This window comes from Vibrio sp. Vb0667 (assembly GCF_033391095.1).
The window spans coordinates 1-16091 of the sequence record NZ_JAWPOL010000049.1 but is presented as its reverse complement, the minus strand read 5'-3'; the positions used below and the strand labels follow the sequence as shown (position 1 = coordinate 16091).

Genomic DNA, 16091 nt, shown 5'->3' with positions numbered 1-16091 from the left:
AAACATACTTAATCTTGTCCTAACGTTCTGTATTTTTCTCGTAAATTATTGCGAATACTGATTGCTGTTAAGTTTAGCCCGACAATCACTGTCACGAGTAAGAAAGAGGTGGCATAAACTAATGGTCGCGCCGCTTCGATGTTGGAGGTTTGAAAGCCAACATCGTAAATGTGAAAACCTAAATGCATGAACTTTCTATCCAAATGCACATAAGGGAATTGTCCGTCAACCGGTAAACTGGATGCCAATTTCACGACCCCCACCAGCATCAGTGGCGCTACTTCGCCAGCTGCACGCGCAATCGCAAGGATCAAACCTGTGATAATAGCTGGCGTCGCCATAGGCAAAACCACGCGCCATAGCGTTTCGAACTGAGTTGCACCAAGTGCTAGAGAGCCATGTCGTACGGAGCTCGGAATTCGAGTTAAACCTTCTTCTGTCGTCACAATCACAACTGGAAGCGTCAGCACGGCAAGAGTTAGTGCTGACCATAACAAACCCGGCGTACCAAAGGTTGGTGCCGGTAGCTTCTCCGCATAGAATACGTTGTCGATAGAGGCACCAATCGTATAAACGAAGAAACCTAAACCAAACACGCCATAAACAATCGATGGAACACCCGCTAGGTTTATAACCGCAATACGAATAACTCTGGTTAGAGCGTTATTCTTAGCATATTCATGTAGATAGATAGCGGCGATCACCCCAAGTGGCATCACAATGATCGACATAATGAGTACTAAGAAAACCGTACCAAATATCGCAGGGAACACGCCTCCTTCGGAGTTAGACTCTCTTGGATCTTCAGATAAAAACTTCCAAACCTGTTTTCCCCAATGCATGACTTTATCAGGCAGTGACATTTGGTTTGGATACCAGTAGTCCAAAATGTCTTCGAGCGGAATCGATACTTGTGACCCCGTCATATCCTCGACAATCAAGGCATAGTCAGAGAGCTGAAGTCGTAAACCATCAAGTTGCAAATCTAACGTCGCAAGCGCTTTTTCTATCTGCTCTTTTTTCGTCTGGTTTTCGTTTAAGAAGCTTTCTGTCAGCGTGTCATTCAATTCATGCTTGCGCTTTTCTAATCGCAACTGCTCTAGCTTCCAACCAAGCTCTTTAAGCTGATCGACCACCAAAGAATCAATCTCATGGCGCAGAGTTTCTGCATCATCAAGCTTTTTATTTAGTACCGATTGAATATCACTGGTGTATATATTATCACCATCTTGAAACGCCACCAGCTTACCAAAGAAATAACCACCGCTACTGCGCTCTATCACCGCCCACTCTTTTGGCATCGTGGGCTCATCCAACTGCATTTGCAATACGGAGATAAAATCGGCGGGATACAACTCTCGGTTAGCGATTTTGATACTGAGTCGCGTGGCAAAATCTTCATCGTCTTCTAACTGTTGTGCTGCGCTTTCAGGCAAATAACTCTTCGGTACAAAGCTGCGCTCATACACTTGACCAATCAGAATAGTATTTTCATGTAGCACTTCGCCTTGTACAGGAGTCAGCGCTGCAACATTCCACTGATACAAAGGCGCTGGCCAAAAGTAAGTCAGGCCTTTCCAGCCGATAAGGAGTAACAACCCTAATACCGACAACAAACTGATGCTGACTGCACCGCCTGTTAGCCATATCCACGGTGCGCCAGAACGAATCCAATTTAACACGTTATTACTCGCTCTTTATTCAAACCATTATTACAACGCACGGTACTTATCTCTCAGTCTCTGACGAACCCACTCCGCAAGCGCGTTTACTGCAAACGTAAACACAAATAAAATCAATGCAGCTAGGAACAGCAGGCGATAATGCGAACTTCCAACTTCCGACTCTGGCAACTCAACGGCGATGGTCGCCGACAGGCTGCGCAATCCTTCCAAAATATTCCAATCCATTAATGGCGTATTGCCCGTTGCCATTAATACAATCATGGTTTCGCCAACAGCGCGTCCCAGGCCCATCATAATGGCAGAAAAAATACCTGGGCTTGCAGTAAGCAAGACAACATAGATTAAAGTTTGCCAAGGCGTGGCCCCTAATGCCAAAGAGCCATCCGATAAATGCTTCGGTACAGAGAAAATGGCATCTTCGGCAATGGTAAAAATCGTCGGGATAACAGCAAACCCCATCGCTAACCCCACCACCAATGCATTGCGTTGATCGTAACCAATACCATGCTCGGTTAAGAATAAGCGCATATCGCCACCAAAGAACGTCTGCTCAATCGTAGGCGAAATCCACACTCCAAGCCCAATCAGTACCAATATGACAGGCATGAGCACTAAAGCATGCCAACCATTAGGCAGACGATTCCGCAAAGGTTGCGGTATTAATGCCCATAGCCCGCCCATAATCATGGTGCTCAAGGGCAAAACAAACAGCATAACGACGATCGTAATCAAATGATCTTCGACAATAGGCGCGAACCACAATCCCGCGAGGAAACCTATGATCACCGTCGGCAGTGCTTCCATTAGCTCAATCGACGGTTTTACTACACGACGCATGCGTGGCGACATAAAGTAAGCCGTATAAATAGCACCTAGCACTGCGAGCGGTACTGAAAACAGCATCGCAAACATCGCCGCTTTTATCGTTCCAAACGCAATAGGTACTAGGCTGAACTTAGCCTCAAAGTTATCGCTCGCCGAAGTCGATTGCCACACAAATTCAGGCTCAGGATACCCTTCGTACCACACTTCTTGCCATAATGAAGACAATGAAACTTCCGGATAGGCATTGTCCACTTCCGCAACATTTAACGCATTATTTTGCCAAGTGATTAAGTAGCGTTCATTGTTAGACATTGCTGCGATTGCGGGCGCTTGATTGTACGCACGCTTAAACAACACCAGTTTTTCACTGGTTGTATAATGGCTTTGCAACGTGCCGTTGGTGTAAAAGCTATAAAATCCTTTTCGATGAGAATCCGGCAACAAATACTTAAGCTCTGATGCCAATTTAAAATCACGAATATGCGTTAACGTGCGTTTTTCTTCTTGCAGCGTATCAAACCATTGCGACACCCGACCATCGTTGTGCGTCACCAAAAGCGAGTAAGCACCAGCCAATAAGTCTATCGTACGAACGGAATGCTTCTTATCACCTTGAGTGAGATCGACCACCTCTCGCACAGCAAATTTACGTGCGGTTTTCTTTAACACGATCAACTCAGAGCCATCGCGCAAATAAAGCGTTTCACCGTCAGGTGTCAACAACATTTGCTGAGGCGTATTAAAGCCTGAAGAGAACGTAAAATCGATCGTTGTAGGAGACGTACCCAAAGACGAAGCCACTTGCCAGCGAGCTTTCACTTCACCACTTTGCGTCTGCCAAACAACCGTTGGTAAGGGCGTCGAAGCTGCAAATACAAACTGAGTCACAGGATCTTGAGGCGTACTTAGTGTCAGATCCATGCTGGTGTCTAGCTCAATCACTTCCGGAGGACGTGTATTTTCTCTCAATGTAGCATTAAATTCTGGCTTGAAAAGGTTCGCTTTACCCTGCCCATCAACAAATCCATACCAACCTAGCCCAGGAGCAGATTGAGAGAAAGCAACGGGTTTCTGGGCGATTTGCTGTGTATACACCGCAGGTTTCGTAGGATCGTCCATCGACAAATATTGAATCTCACCACTTTGGGTTAGAACGAACGCGAGCTGAGCGTAATCATCCACTGAAATCGCAAGTGGTGTTTCAATATGAGTGGCTCGAATGGCTTGGTTGGTTTTGATCTCCGCATCAGAAAAAAGCGGAATGATCACCATGGCGAGGTAGACAAAGATCAAAATAAGCGCCGCGAGTACGCCGACACCACCAGATGTCACTGCAAGTCGAACTAAACGATCTTTTATCAGTCGTTTCTTATCTTTTTCCTGCAATGAAAACTCGGCTTGTGCCATTTAAATCTCTACCTTTTTTGACTTAGTACTAGAATATGTCGTTAAGATGACAATTATATTACAGATCACATTAAACACCTGAAAAGAATACAACTCTTATGCAATGCGTGGTATGAAATAAATCTGTAATGAAAATCTCATAATGTTCTCACTCATCCATTTTTCCAAGATGAGTACGTAATACTTCACTTTTGGCTAGGTAAGGTTATGAGCGCAGAAAAACTATATATAGAAAAAGAACTGAGTTGGTTGTCTTTCAACGAACGAGTATTACAAGAAGCTGCCGATAAAACCGTCCCTTTGATCGAACGTATTCGCTTTCTTGGGATCTTTTCCAACAATTTAGATGAATTTTACAAAGTACGCTTTGCGGACGTGAAGCGCAGAATCCTAATCAGCCAAGAGCGCGGTGGCAGTGATAGCCCTAAACGACTGTTAACCAAAATGCAGTCGAAAGCACTAAAGCTTAACGAACAATTTGATGAGCTTTACAGCGAGTTGATTCGAGAAATGGCGCGACGTCGCATTTTCTTGGTCAACGAGCAACAACTGGATGAATCGCAACAAAAGTGGATCGCGAAATACTTCCGTAGAGAGGTAATGCCGCATATCACTCCCCTCCTAATGAAAGACGAGATCGATGTTCTGCAATTTCTCAAAGACGAGTACGCTTACATCGCCGTAGAACTGCGTAAAGAAGAACATTACCAGTACGCTCTGATCGAAATTCCGACCGATCACCTTCCCCGCTTTGTGATGGTACCAGAACAGAAAGGAAAGCGTCGAAAAACCATCATCTTACTTGATAATATTATCCGCCACTGTTTGGACGAGCTGTTCAAAGGCTTTTTTGATTATGATGAGCTTAGCGGCTATGCGATGAAAATGACGCGTGACGCTGAATACGATTTACGCAATGAAATCGAGTACAGCTTGCTTGAACAAATGTCAGAGGGTGTCAATCAGCGACTGACAGCAAAGCCCGTTCGCTTCGTCTACGAACGCGATATGCCGCCTCAAATGTTAGAGTTTCTGTGTAACAAACTTAATATCTCTAACTACGATAACCTTATCCCCGGCGGACGCTATCACAACTTTAAAGACTTCATCGGCTTTCCAAATGTTGGACGAGAATATCTTGAAAATAAACCTCTCCCGCCAATGAAATGTGCCGATTTCGAAGGTTATGCCAACAGCTTTGACGCGATTAAAGCGAAAGATATTCTGCTCTATTATCCCTACCACACTTTTGACCACATTAGTGAGTTAGTGCGCCAAGCCTCCTTCGATCCCAAAGTACTTAGTATCAAGATTAACATTTATCGCGTCGCGAAAGATTCTCGCTTGATGAACTCTTTAATTGATGCGGTGCACAACGGCAAAAATGTCACTGTGGTCGTCGAACTGCAAGCTCGCTTTGATGAGGAAGCCAATATCGAATGGTCAAAAGTATTAACTGAAGCGGGTGTGCACGTCATCTTTGGTGCGCCTGGTCTTAAGATTCACTCAAAGCTACTGATGATTAGCCGCCGCGAAGGTGAAGAAATTATTCGCTACGCACACATCGGCACAGGCAACTTCCATGAGAAGACGGCACGAATTTATACCGACTTCTCCCTGCTTACGGCAGATCAAGAAATCACTAATGAAGTCCGTAATGTCTTCGGTTACATTGAGAATCCATACCGACCAGTGAAGTTCAATCACCTTATGGTATCTCCTCGTAATTCTCGAACCCAAATCTACCGCTTAATTGATAATGAAATTGCGAATGCCAAGCTAGGGAAAAAAGCCGCTCTTACGATCAAGGTCAATAACCTAGTCGATAAAGGCATCGTCAATAAGCTTTATGGAGCAAGTACTTCCGGTGTAAAAATAAACATGATCATTCGAGGTATGTGCTCATTAGTACCGGGCATTGAGGGGATCAGCGACAATATTCGCATCATCAGTATTGTTGACCGCTTTCTTGAGCACCCTCGCGTGGTGATCACCCACAATGATGGCGATCCGCAAGTTTATATCTCCTCCGCAGACTGGATGACAAGAAATATTGATCACCGTATCGAGGTAGCAGTACCAGTCCGTGATCCACGTTTGAAACAGAGAATTATTGATATAACGAATATCCATTTTACCGATACAGTAAAGGCTCGTTTAATAGATAAAGAAATGAGTAACGCTTACGTACCACGAGGTAATCGCAAAAAAGTTCGCTCTCAAATCGCTATCTATGACTATCTTAAAAATATAGAAAAGCAAACTAGAAAACAAAATTCAGATGCCTCAAATACTTGAACAAGATACTCGCTACATTGCCGCGATAGACCTCGGCTCAAACAGTTTCCATATGGTGGTGGCCAAAGTTGTTGGCAGTGACCTACAACTGGTTAGTCGTCATAAACAACGTGTTCGCTTAGCATCAGGACTCGACAGTGAATTGAACTTAAGTCACGCCGCAATGGAGCGTGCACTAGAATGCTTAGCCATGTTCGCTGAAAGGTTGCAAGGGCTTGATGAGTCAAATGTACGTATCGCCGCAACACACACACTAAGACGCGCTAAAAATGCCCACCTTTTCATCGAGCGTGCAAAAGAAGTGATGCCTTTCCCAATAGAAATTATCCCTGGAGAAGAAGAAGCCCGCCTGATTTACTTAGGTGTCGCGCACACTCAAGTAGAATCCAACTCCAAACTAGTCATCGATATCGGAGGCGGCAGTACCGAGATGATTATTGGACAAGAATTTGAGCCTGAGCTTCTCAACAGTAAACAGATGGGATGCGTCAGTTTTACAGAGCAATACTTTAAAAACGGCAAACTGTCAGGCAAAAACTTCAGTAAGGCGATGTTAGCGGCCGAACAAAAACTCGAGTCCATCGCCTCAACATATCGTAAAAAGGGCTGGGATATTGCTCTCGGCTCATCAGGAACCATCAAAGCGATTCAAGAAGTGCTAGTAGGATTAGGTTTTGAAGATGGCCTGATCACAGCGAGTCGACTGGATACACTTATCGAAACTCTGTGTAAATTTGATTCAATTGAAGATATTGAACTGACTGGTCTAACAGAAGAACGTAAACCCGTATTCGCAGCAGGCGTAGCGATTTTGTCCGCGATTTTCAAAGCGCTTCGCATTGAGCAGATGTTTTTCTCCGATGGTGCTCTGCGCGAAGGCCTGTTGTACGAAATGGAAGAGCGTTTTGCGCGCTCCGATATTCGCATGCGCACCACAGAAAATTTAGCCAACAAGCACCGGGTCGACTTAGAGCATGCCGCTCGTGTTAAGGGGCATGCACGTGAGATGTTATGTCAGGTACGCTCTGAACTAGGCATTAAGAAAAAGAGTGAGTTATTTGACTTACTAGAGTGGGCAGCGTTGCTTCATGAAGTCGGATTAAGTATTAACTTGCGTAGTTTCCATCGCCACTCTTTTTATATTCTGTTGCACTCCACCCTACAAGGCTTCAACCGTGAGCAGCAATTAGTGCTTGCAACATTAGCTCGCTTCCAGCGTAAAGCGCTCAAATTGCAAGAACTACCAGATTTCAACCTCTATAAACAGAGTGACGTTATAAGCCTCATCAAAATATTACGACTTTCTATCGTATTAAATGGGCAGCGTAATGAAGATCCATTGCCTGATATCACCTTATCTATCAAAAATGACGAATGGATTCTCACATGCACAGATGAAGCATGGCTAGAAAACAATAAATTACTTCACGCGGATTTACAGGAAGAACAAGAACGTTGGGACAGCGCGAAGTGGACACTCACTTTCTGATCTCGTACTGTCCATACCTAAATAAAAAGTCGGCTTACAGGCCGACTTTTTTTAACTCTTCTTCTGCAAAGTCTGCCGTAATGGGCACATAACCATCTTTCTCAACCAACGCTTGTCCCTGAGCAGAAAAGATAAAGCGAATAAACTCAGCTTCAATTGGTGTTAATGGGTAATCAGGGTGCTTATTCACGTAAACATATAAGTAACGTGATAGTGGGTACTTACCACTAACAATATGTTCTCGCGTTGGAGTCACGTAGCCATTTCCCATTTTAGCCACAGGGACTAAGCGCACGCCTGCCACTCGATAACCAACACCGGAATAACCAATTCCACTGATGGTTGACGCTACAGCTTGCACTACTGACGCGGAGCCTGGTTGCTCGTTAACTCGAGTCTTGAAATCGCCGCCACACAAGGCATTACTTTTGAAGTAACCATAAGTTCCAGAAACGGAGTTACGACCAAACAACTGGACGTTTCGCTTTGCCCACTGTGATTCAAGACCGAGTTGCTGCCAGTTTGTTACAAATTGACTTTCGCCACAGCGTAGCGTGGCAGAAAACAAAGCATCTAATTGACTAAAGTTAAGACCTTGAATTGGATTATCTTGATGAACAAAAATACCGATTGCATCGATGGCTACCCTAAGCGCCGTTGGCTTGTAGCCATGTTCACGTTCAAACGCTTCTATCTCTCTTAAACGCATAGGGCGACTCATGGGACCAAACTGAGCTGTTTGTTCGGTCAATGCTGGAGGGGCAGTAGAAGAGCCAGACGCTTGGACTTGCGCATTAATATTCGGGTAAATGGATTTAAACTCTTCAACCCAAAGCGTTGTCATACCCGCAAGTGTATCGGAGCCAACAGAGAGCAAGTTCCCGACAATCCCCGTCGTTTTATGATAACTCGGCAATGGTTTATCTTGAGCGGCAGCCATAAAAGAACAAACAAGCGCGAATAAACTGAATGTTTTTGCCAATCGTAAAGCCATTATTTCACCACCAAACGCTCAGGCAATACGAAAGAAAACTTACTGCCCACACCTACTTCACTGTGAATTTCTAAATGAGAGTCATGGTGACTCAGCGCGTGTTTTACAATGGCAAGCCCTAAACCACTTCCACCAGTATCACGTGATCTTGCTTTATCCACTCGATAAAAACGCTCAGTAAGTCGGTGGAGGTGCTGAGGTTCAATACCATCACCACTATCTTCCACCTCTAAGCATGCGCCTTGAGAGGTCTGGAACCAACGAACATTAATGTTCGCACCAGGCGGTGTGTATTTGACGGCATTATAAACGAGGTTAGAGATAGCACTACGTAACTGGTCATCATCGCCCAGCACGCGTAGGCTAGCATCAACATCAAATTTCAATTTATGTTGGTTGTCCCCACTAAGGCTAACCGCCTCTTTTTCTAACACTTCAAGCATCGCGGGCACATTCACGACTTCCTCAAGCTCATGCATAGGTGCCGCTTCAATTTTAGATAGTGTCAGTAGTTGGTTCACCAAACTGTTCATGCGGTTAAGCTGCTCCGTCATGACACCATGAGCTTTGCTCCACATAGGACCCACGACCATATCAGGATCTTCTGTCATCTCAAGATAACCTTGTAGCACCGTCATTGGTGTACGCAGTTCATGAGATACGTTGGCAAAGAAGTTGCGACGCATTCCCTCAAGTTGTTTTAACTGGCTAACATCACGCACCACCATCAAATGTTCACCTTCGGTATACGGTACGATACGTAGTTCTAGCATGCGTTCGACATTGAGTGGTGAACGCATTTCTAATGGCTCTGAAAAGTCTTTCTTGTTGAGGTACTTGATAAAATCAGGTGTACGAATGAGATTGGAGATAGGTTGACCTGAATCTTCTGGCCAATGGAAGCCCAGTAAGTGCTGAGCCAGCTTGTTGCACCAAACAATATTGCCTTCAGCACGGAATACCACTACCGCATCGGGTAGCGATTCTGCACCATTTCGGAATCGACGAATAAGATTAGTAAGCTCTTTTCGTTTGCGGCGTTGGCGCTGTTGTAAGCGATACAACCCATTGAACAAAGATTCCCAGTTACCGCTACCAGATGGTGGCGTGAGGCGTTTTTCATCCCATAACCAAGAAGATAAACGTACTTGGTTATGCAAATGCCACACAAGCTGCAATGCCGTAGCAGCCAAAAGCAACCACGGCATATAACCGAATATCCAACCTACTATCACCCATGGGGTGTAAAAAAAAGCCAGCTCCCAAGCCAGCTTTTTCCACGTTAATCTTTCAACCACTCATAACTCCAGAAATGGTACCGATAAGCTGCGTGTTAATTTATGCCTTCGTCGAGAAGCGGTATCCAGCACCACGAACAGTTTGGATCAGCTTATCATGCCCTGCAGCTTCCAATGCTTTACGCAGGCGGCGAATGTGAACATCAACCGTACGGTCTTCGACATACACGTTAGTGCCCCAAACATTGTTTAATAGCTGCTCACGGCTGTATACGCGTTCTTGATGCGTCATGAAAAAATGAAGCATCTTAAATTCTGTAGGGCCCATGTCTAATGGCGCATCATTAGCCGTAACACGGTGCGATACAGGGTCAAGCTTCAACCCCTGTACATCAATTACATCTTCTAGTGCAGTAGGGGTAACGCGACGAATCACCGCTTTTAGGCGTGCAACCAACTCTTTAGGAGAGAATGGCTTAGTAATGTAGTCATCCGCACCGACTTCTAAACCGCGCACTTTATCTTCTTCTTCACCACGAGCGGTAAGCATCACAACTGGAATGTTGCGCGTTAATTCCTCTCGCTTCATATGTTTGATGAAGTTAATGCCACTACCGCCTGGTAACATCCAATCCAGTAAAACTAAATCAGGGAAGGGTTCAGCCAGTTTGGTTACTGCAGTATCGTAATCTTCCGCTTCTACCGCTTGGTAACCTTTCTGCTCAAGTACGAAGCACAGCATTTCGCGAATAGGAGCTTCGTCTTCAACAACCAGAATCCTTCTAGACATAATTGAGTAACCTTATGTTCGTTGAGCTAATGAATTTAAGAGACAAAGCGCCTCTCTATGCATAAGCATTATCACTACCAATTATGACACTTTTGTGACCTTTGAAAACAAATTTTCATATAACTTTCTTTTGAGGTTCATTCGGATATTTTTCATTTCTATTAAGACATCAGCACAAAAATTCCCTATGATTAGTCCCTTGTCATCAAGCCTAGAGAAGATTTATGTGGTTTAAAAACTGTCTGGTATACCGCGTTAACCGCGAGGTTACTTTTAACGCCGAACAACTAGAAACTCAGCTGTCTGAATTCCGATTCACCCCGTGTGGCAGTCAAGACAAACAGAAATTTGGCTGGGTCAGTGCAATGGGTAGACATGGCGATATGATGACTCACGTGTCAGAAAACCGCATTCTGATTTGCGCCAAGAAAGAAGAGAAAATGCTACCTGCCTCTGTGATCAAAGAATCATTGAATGCAAAAGTAGAAGCAATGGAAGCGCAAGAAGGTCGTCCTCTGAAGAAGAAAGAGAAAGACAACCTGAAAGATGACATCGTAATGGATTTACTGCCGCGCGCATTCAGCCGCAGCAGCCACACTCACGTGCTCATCATGCCAAAAGAAGGTTTTATCCTTGTTGATGCAAGCAGCTATAAAAAAGCAGAAGATGTATTAGCATTGCTTCGTAAAACCATGGGTAGTTTACCTGTTGTTCCTGCTATTCCAGAAGTGGCGATTGAAACTACGCTAACCGAGTGGGTGAAAAGCGGTGACACACCTCAAGGTATCAGCATGATGGACGAAGCTGAGCTAAAATCCGTACTTGAAGAAGGTGGTGTGATTCGCTGTAAGAAGCAAGAGCTAACCACTGATGAAATCCGCAACCACATCGCTGCGGATAAAGTCGTGACGAAACTTGCGCTTAATTGGCAAGATCGTATTGAGTTCATTATGACGGAAGATGCAGGCATCAAACGTCTAAAATTCTCTGATGAATTGAAAGATCAAAACGATGATATTCCACGTGAAGATCAAGCAGCTCGATTTGATGCAGACTTCTCTCTAATGTGTGGAGAGTTCAGTGCTTTCCTTCCCAACCTATACGATGCGCTAGGCGGCTTACCGAATCCTAACGCATAATATTGTATAAAGGTTAACCATAACGCCCTCACTTTTTTTGAGGGCGTTTTTCTATCTGAAGCACAATTACCCTAGTCACAGTTCACATTTTGACGTAAAATTTGCGCCCCATTTCCATTAGGTGGAATTGGCCTGACTTGTGATCAGATAAAAGAGAATTGAGCAATGACAACTGAGAAAGCATTCGTGCCTGAGCTACTATCTCCAGCGGGCAGCCTGAAAAACATGCGTTACGCATTCGCCTACGGGGCAGATGCAGTTTACGCTGGCCAACCTCGCTACAGCCTTCGCGTACGTAACAACGAGTTTAACCACGAGAACCTAAAAATCGGTATCGATGAAGCCCACGCCCTAGGCAAAAAGCTTTATGTGGTATGTAACATTCAACCACACAACTCGAAGCTAAAAACGTTCATCCGTGATCTTAAGCCAATCGTAGAGATGGGTCCTGACGCATTGATCATGTCAGATCCAGGCCTAATTATGATGGTTCGTGAAGCTTTCCCAGAAATGCCAATTCACCTTTCTGTACAAGCGAACGCTGTAAACTGGGCGACCGTTAAGTTCTGGGCAGCGAATGGCGTGGAGCGTGTGATCGTTTCTCGCGAGCTATCTCTAGAAGAAATCGAAGAAATTCGTGAGCATTGCCCTGAAACTGAGCTTGAAGTATTCGTTCACGGTGCATTATGCATGGCTTACTCTGGTCGTTGCCTACTTTCTGGCTATATCAACAAACGTGACCCTAACCAAGGCACTTGCACTAACGCATGCCGCTGGGAATACAAAGTTGAAGAGGGTAAAGAAAACGACGCTGGTGATATCGTAGAGAAATTCGACCCGACTGAAGCACAGCCTGTCGAAGTACAAGACGAGCGCCCTGAAACCACAATTGGTCGCGGCAAACCAACAGATGAAGTCGTTCTGCTTTCTGAAGCGCACCGTCCAGAAGAAAAAATGGCGGCTTACGAAGATGAGCATGGTACTTACATCATGAACTCTAAAGACCTACGAGCGGTTCAGCACGTTGAACGCTTAACTAAGATGGGTGTTCACTCATTGAAAATTGAAGGTCGTACTAAATCGTTCTACTACTGCGCACGTACCGCTCAAGTTTATCGTAAAGCAATTGATGATGCTGTAGCAGGTCGACCATTCGATGAAAGCCTAATGGGTACACTAGAAAGCCTAGCTCACCGTGGCTACACTGAAGGCTTCCTACGCCGTCATACACACGATACTTACCAAAACTACGATTATGGTTACTCAGTCTCTGATGCTCAACAGTTTGTTGGTGAATTCACTGGCAAACGTCGTGGTGACATGGCTGAAGTAGAAGTAAAAAATAAGTTTCTTGTCGGTGATAGCCTTGAACTAATGACGCCAAAAGGCAATATTGTTTTCACGCTAGAGGCAATGGAAAACCGCAAATCAGAGTCTATTGAAGACGCGAAAGGAAACGGTCACTTTGTATTCATTCCAGTACCAGCAGAGCTAGATTTAGAATATGGCCTATTAATGCGTAATCTAAACTCAGGGCAGGACACCCGTAACCCGACTGGTAAGTAACCATGGCCTTGCTCATTACTGATAAATGCATTAACTGCGACATGTGTGATCCCGAATGCCCCAATGGGGCAATCAGTATGGGAGAGAGCATTTTCGAAATTGATCCAGCGCTATGTACAGAGTGTAAGGGGCATTACGAAAAGCCGACCTGTCAGTCAGTGTGTCCAATTACAAAATGCATAATCACTGATCCGAACCATGTCGAAACTGAAGAGCAGTTGCTTGAAAAATTCGTGATTATTCAAGGGTTAGCATAAGAGCAATTAGGTTCAACTTTGACATCAAAGTTGAACCTTTTCTCAACCTGATTTTTCAATAGGGATAATATTGCAGAATAGCTCTTTTTCAAAATGATACTCTAGTCTCTCACGCCAATTCTCCGCTTGAGAAACAGGTATTAAATAAAAGTTTTCTCGGCTCGTATCAGTAACGAAAGCCATCCCATATTGCATCAGCTCATAATGCACATCATTAACAAAACCCGGATCAAGGCGTTGACGCCCAGTCAGGTGATTCACATCCTCTCGAGTCAAAGAGACTCCTTTAGTATCACTGCTAAATCTGTGTCTTAACCACTCTGCAAATTCTTTTGCACAAATCATAGTCATGGTTTTGTCCTTGATTTACTCTTCTAACAGGAAAAGGGCATATCCCTGCCTTACATACTTGTCTGCGTTGTTATCGCTTTTTAGCCAACTGACAGACATATTGCTAAGAAACCAGAGTATCGTGACGAAAGATCTTTTTCTAAACAGAGAAGTTACAACTTACCCATACTACAACTCTTTGTTTAATTTAGATTTCTATAATATGTCCCCAAAACTAATTGGGTTAGTTTTTGTATTGGTACTATTCAATGTAGACAAAAGTATGATGTTTCTCCAGTTTCATAAAAGAGATCACCAAGTACAAATAAACCTGAAGAGTAACACTAATTAGGATTGATAAGCGGCAAGCATTGAGGTGGAACGACTTTTTTTCGTTTGGGCTTAGAGGTTGTTTTTACCCGTGGAGGGGTATCAATAGGTTTTGCTTTCGGGGCCCAACTTGCAAGCTCAACACCGCAGCCATCGCCTACTGGAGGTGGAGCTTGATCAACACAATAGTCGCTCGAATCAGGACAAGATAACCTGACGTGAAAGTGGTAATGATGCCCCCACCATGGACGTACTTTACGTAACCAAGAACGATCTTTGCCGTTTTCTTGCAAGCAAAGTTGCTCCTTAATAACAGGATGTACAAAAATTCGTGCAACATCCTTACTTTTTGAAGCGTACCGAATTAGCTTAAAGTGCCGCTCTTCCCAGCGATGATTAAGTATGGAATAACCTTTTAAATCCACCACACTCATGGGTTTAGGAAGTTGTAATTCGTTATAAGAAAGCGGTTGGTCAGCAAGTCTTAACCAGATATCGATATCTAATCCGGTTTGATGACTAGAATGACCAGAGGAGAACCTTCCACCTCTAGGTAAAGACAAATCACCAATTAGCAGAGTGGTGTTGAGATTTTGATGAGCTTTAAGCGCCAGATTTTCAATAAACTCTATCGTTTTAGGGTGCCCATAGTAGCGCTTCGTTTTACTACGTAAGACTTGATAACCAACGCCATCGAGAGGCAAGGGTAATGCACCATCTAAACAACCGTTAGCATAACTACCAATAGAGGAGGAAGAGTTTCGGGTAGGATTAACCGCAGACTCCCAAGGAGTAGAACATACTGAAGCTGAGAAACATAAACCCAAAGTTACAATGAAACTCAGCCTCATAGCCTTTAACCTTTAGTAGTGTTCGCCATTATCGTAATAAGCTTTAGGAGATAAGGCGGAAAAGATAACTGCAACATCAATATCGGCACCAGCGATACCGCGCACTTGTTGCGTAATAAGCTTGGCAACTTCATCTTGCACTTCCTGGCCACGGTCGAACCAAAGCACTTCGACAAAAGGATATGCAGCACTCACCTCACCCTCATTGAAAAACGTAGTGTAGATATACTCAAAAGTAAAATCCTCACGCGGACAGTCCATTAGAGGCTGAAGTTCATCCGTAAGGGGTTTTGATAATGCCTGAACAGCTTGTGGCTCTACAGCACGGAATCGAAAATGTGGCATAAACTTACTTCCTAATTATTAGCATTAATGCATGATGATAACAGGAACCAAGTCAGTAATCATCCAAGCCAATGTAACCACTGACCTTTCAATAGATTGTGAATCAGATGTGCTCGATAACGAAGAAAAAGTGTTATGAAATTCGAAGGTAAAACAGAAAGAGCAAAGCGATACATCAACATTTAGTAATTACATTACTAGAAAATAAAACTATCTGAAGCAAAGGTATGCCATATTCGTTGGATAAACATACACCTGACGTCGAAACTATACGTTAGGAATAAAAGAGCCCCTGACCTAAGCCAGAGCTTATGAACATGGGGATAGGTGAAGTGGACCAATATCCCGGAGATATGAACTTTCAATCCCCCGATACTTTGGTATCAGAGGAATCGACAACTCTCCAACTAGTCAGATTCTCTTTTCTTCAGATGCAAAAAAGCCCCAGCATTACTGCTGAGGCTTTAGAGTATGGCAGGGGTGGAGAGATTCGAACTCCCAACACGCGGATTTGGAATCCGCTGCTCTGCCAATTGGAGCTACACCC

12 protein-coding genes and 2 pseudogenes are annotated in these 16091 nt (G+C 44.2%); 5 read left to right on the top strand and 9 right to left on the bottom strand.

Features of this window, described 5'->3' with window-relative positions; genetic code table 11:
* Positions 1-8 precede the first annotated feature (8 nt).
* From pstA to R8269_RS22490, 3 genes and pseudogenes are all read right to left on the bottom strand, one after another.
* Positions 9-1385: pseudogene (pstA, locus tag R8269_RS22495) on the bottom strand (phosphate ABC transporter permease PstA); the annotation flags it as partial.
* Between the two features lie 65 nt (positions 1386-1450).
* Positions 1451-1682, bottom strand: a pseudogene (locus R8269_RS26715) (phosphate ABC transporter, permease protein PstA); the annotation flags it as partial.
* Positions 1683-1712: 30 nt separating this feature from the next.
* The gene (locus tag R8269_RS22490) at positions 1713-3917 is read right to left on the bottom strand and encodes an ABC transporter permease subunit (protein ID WP_017820556.1); all 2205 of its coding nucleotides are present in this window, start codon (positions 3915-3917) and stop codon (positions 1713-1715) included.
* Positions 3918-4124: 207 nt separating this feature from the next.
* On the opposite strand from R8269_RS22490, the gene ppk1 reads away from it, so the two are divergent.
* Both ppk1 and ppx read left to right on the top strand, forming a co-directional pair.
* Positions 4125-6215, top strand: coding sequence for a polyphosphate kinase 1 (ppk1, locus tag R8269_RS22485; RefSeq protein ID WP_005381748.1), 2091 nt, complete (start codon positions 4125-4127; stop codon positions 6213-6215).
* Positions 6199-7704, top strand: a complete 1506-nt coding sequence (gene ppx / locus R8269_RS22480) for an exopolyphosphatase (RefSeq protein ID WP_005381749.1) — start codon at positions 6199-6201, stop codon at positions 7702-7704. Before ppk1 ends, ppx begins: the two co-directional genes overlap by 17 nt.
* Before the next feature lie 34 nt (positions 7705-7738).
* Here the strand turns inward: ppx and R8269_RS22475 are convergent, their stop codons facing one another.
* From R8269_RS22475 to phoB, 3 genes are read right to left on the bottom strand one after another with little or no spacing between them, the layout of a single operon-like run.
* Positions 7739-8698 (bottom strand): PstS family phosphate ABC transporter substrate-binding protein, encoded by a 960-nt coding sequence (locus R8269_RS22475; RefSeq protein WP_215810650.1) that lies wholly within the window; start codon positions 8696-8698, stop codon positions 7739-7741.
* Complete coding sequence (phoR, locus tag R8269_RS22470; protein WP_005383667.1) at positions 8698-9996, bottom strand: phosphate regulon sensor histidine kinase PhoR; 1299 nt, start codon at positions 9994-9996, stop codon at positions 8698-8700. Before phoR ends, R8269_RS22475 begins: the two co-directional genes overlap by 1 nt.
* 40 nt (positions 9997-10036) lie before the next feature.
* A complete protein-coding gene (phoB, locus tag R8269_RS22465; RefSeq protein WP_005381752.1) occupies positions 10037-10726 on the bottom strand; it encodes a phosphate regulon transcriptional regulator PhoB in 690 nt (229 codons plus the stop codon).
* A 224-nt stretch (positions 10727-10950) separates the two neighbouring features.
* Here phoB and rdgC point away from each other — a divergent pair, with 224 nt between their 5' ends.
* The 3 genes from rdgC to R8269_RS22450 all read left to right on the top strand — a co-directional run bounded on the left by rdgC (position 10951) and on the right by R8269_RS22450 (position 13688).
* Positions 10951-11865 carry a recombination-associated protein RdgC gene (rdgC, locus tag R8269_RS22460; RefSeq protein WP_005381753.1) on the top strand — a complete coding sequence of 305 codons (915 nt, stop codon included), beginning with the start codon at positions 10951-10953 and terminating at the stop codon, positions 11863-11865.
* Between the two features lie 165 nt (positions 11866-12030).
* Positions 12031-13431: a tRNA 5-hydroxyuridine modification protein YegQ gene (yegQ, locus tag R8269_RS22455; RefSeq protein ID WP_005381754.1), complete on the top strand. Its 1401-nt coding sequence runs from the start codon at positions 12031-12033 to the stop codon at positions 13429-13431.
* Positions 13432-13433: 2 nt separating this feature from the next.
* Positions 13434-13688, top strand: a complete 255-nt coding sequence (locus tag R8269_RS22450) for a YfhL family 4Fe-4S dicluster ferredoxin (protein ID WP_005381763.1) — start codon at positions 13434-13436, stop codon at positions 13686-13688.
* Between the two features lie 42 nt (positions 13689-13730).
* Here R8269_RS22450 and R8269_RS22445 read toward each other — a convergent pair whose 3' ends face one another.
* From R8269_RS22445 to R8269_RS22435, 3 genes are all read right to left on the bottom strand, one after another.
* The gene (locus R8269_RS22445) at positions 13731-14039 is read right to left on the bottom strand and encodes a hypothetical protein (RefSeq protein WP_005381765.1); all 309 of its coding nucleotides are present in this window, start codon (positions 14037-14039) and stop codon (positions 13731-13733) included.
* Between the two features lie 323 nt (positions 14040-14362).
* Positions 14363-15199, bottom strand: a complete 837-nt coding sequence (mepA, locus tag R8269_RS22440; protein WP_017633932.1) for a penicillin-insensitive murein endopeptidase — start codon at positions 15197-15199, stop codon at positions 14363-14365.
* Between the two features lie 12 nt (positions 15200-15211).
* Positions 15212-15544 carry a DUF1904 domain-containing protein gene (locus R8269_RS22435; protein ID WP_005381768.1) on the bottom strand — a complete coding sequence of 111 codons (333 nt, stop codon included), beginning with the start codon at positions 15542-15544 and terminating at the stop codon, positions 15212-15214.
* Positions 15545-16091: the final 547 nt, after the last annotated feature.

Excerpts from the sequence above, each read along its gene's own strand:
- phoB (WP_005381752.1), bottom strand. The coding sequence starts at position 10,726 with ATGTCTAGAAGGATTCTGGTTGTTGAAGACGAAGCTCCTATTCGCGAA.
- ppk1 (WP_005381748.1), top strand. The coding sequence starts at position 4,125 with ATGAGCGCAGAAAAACTATATATAGAAAAAGAACTGAGTTGGTTGTCT.
- yegQ (WP_005381754.1), top strand. The coding sequence starts at position 12,031 with ATGACAACTGAGAAAGCATTCGTGCCTGAGCTACTATCTCCAGCGGGC.
- ppx (WP_005381749.1), top strand. The coding sequence starts at position 6,199 with ATGCCTCAAATACTTGAACAAGATACTCGCTACATTGCCGCGATAGAC.
- R8269_RS22435 (WP_005381768.1), bottom strand. The coding sequence starts at position 15,544 with ATGCCACATTTTCGATTCCGTGCTGTAGAGCCACAAGCTGTTCAGGCA.
- R8269_RS22475 (WP_215810650.1), bottom strand. The coding sequence starts at position 8,698 with ATGGCTTTACGATTGGCAAAAACATTCAGTTTATTCGCGCTTGTTTGT.
- R8269_RS22445 (WP_005381765.1), bottom strand. The coding sequence starts at position 14,039 with ATGACTATGATTTGTGCAAAAGAATTTGCAGAGTGGTTAAGACACAGA.
- mepA (WP_017633932.1), bottom strand. The coding sequence starts at position 15,199 with ATGAGGCTGAGTTTCATTGTAACTTTGGGTTTATGTTTCTCAGCTTCA.
- R8269_RS22450 (WP_005381763.1), top strand. The coding sequence starts at position 13,434 with ATGGCCTTGCTCATTACTGATAAATGCATTAACTGCGACATGTGTGAT.
- rdgC (WP_005381753.1), top strand. The coding sequence starts at position 10,951 with ATGTGGTTTAAAAACTGTCTGGTATACCGCGTTAACCGCGAGGTTACT.
- R8269_RS22490 (WP_017820556.1), bottom strand. The coding sequence starts at position 3,917 with ATGGCACAAGCCGAGTTTTCATTGCAGGAAAAAGATAAGAAACGACTG.